At 68.4% G+C, this 1,225-nt stretch carries 2 protein-coding genes; both read right to left on the bottom strand.

Annotated features, from left to right (window positions below; translation table 11 throughout):
* On the bottom strand, window positions 1-671 hold a 671-nt coding region (locus SB764_RS38115; RefSeq protein WP_336754462.1), incomplete at its 3' end, for a biotin/lipoyl-binding protein.
* A gap of 47 nt (window positions 672-718) precedes the next feature.
* On the bottom strand, window positions 719-1,225 hold a 507-nt coding region (locus SB764_RS38110), incomplete at its 5' end, for a TolC family protein (RefSeq protein ID WP_410866477.1).

The following is a 1,225-nucleotide window of genomic DNA, read 5'->3' as shown; positions in this document are numbered from 1 at the left end:
CCCGTGACCGGCGCGGGCAGCGTGTTGCGCGCGTTCGCGAGGTAGGCGTCGCGCACCTTCGCGGCGGCCGCCATCACGTTCGGATGATTGGCGATCGTCGTGTTCGCGGTCAGCGCCTGGTTCGCGACGAGCTGCTGCTGCGCGGCTTCGAGCGCGGCCTGGGCGCTGCGCGCGGCGTCGCGTGCGTGCGAGATTTCTTCCTGCGAAACCGCGCCCGTCTGCGCCACCTGCATGCGGCGGCGCAGATCGTCCTGCGCGCGCGAGAGGTCCGCCTGACGCACGGCGACCTGCGCTTCGTACTGGCTGTCGTCGGCGAAGAGACCGCGCACCTGGCGCACGGTCTGGCCGAGATTCGCCTCGGCCTGCTGCAGCGCGATGCGCGAGTCGGCCGGATCGAGCACCACGAGCGGATCGCCGATCTTGACGGTCTGCGTGTCGTCGGCGTTGACCGAGACCACCGTGCCGGTGACCTGCGGCGTGATCTGCACGACGTTGCCGTTCACGTAGGCGTCGTCGGTGCTTTCGCTGAAGCGCGCGACGAGGAAGTAGTAGAGGCCGTAGGCAATGGCTGCAATCACGATCACGAGAACAAGCAGCGTCATCATGCGCTTGCGCTTGCCGTTGTTCGCGTTCGGCTGCGGATTGGCGGCCGGTTGCTGGGGGGTGCTCATGGAAGGATCTCCGGGTTCTTGCGTGCTGTGCGTTCAGTTATTGGAATTCAGTTCGTGGCGGCGTGTGCCGACGCGTCAGGCGTGGCCGAGGCCGACGAGGCCGGTGCGGTCCACGGCGCATCGCGCCAGGGCCCGCCGTTCACGTCGCTCTGGCCGCGCGCTTCGCTGCCGACCTGCGCCGGCGGCACGAGCCCCGCGTTCTGCGCGTCGAAGCCGCCGCCCAGCGCCTTGATCAGCGCCATCTGCTCGTCGGCGCGCTGCGACTTCAGGTTCGTCACGGTCTGCTCGGCGGCGAGGCGGTTCTGGTCGGCGTTGAGCACCTGCAGCTGCTCCGAGAGGCCCGCCTTGTAGCGGATCACGGCGAGCTGATACGCCTTCGTCGACGCATCGAGCGCGTGTTGCGCATCGACGAGCTGCTTGTCAGCCGAACGGATCGACGAGACGGTGGTTGCCACGTCCTGGAACGCGCCGATCAGCGTCTGGTCGTAGTTCGCGACGTCGAGTTCGAAGTCGGCGTAACGACCCTTCAGTTGCGCGCGCAGGGCGCCCGCGTC

The organism is Paraburkholderia sp. SIMBA_027 (genome assembly GCF_046535315.1).
Lineage (GTDB): Bacteria > Pseudomonadota > Gammaproteobacteria > Burkholderiales > Burkholderiaceae > Paraburkholderia > Paraburkholderia tropica.
This window is presented reverse-complemented; position numbering and strand designations above follow the sequence as displayed.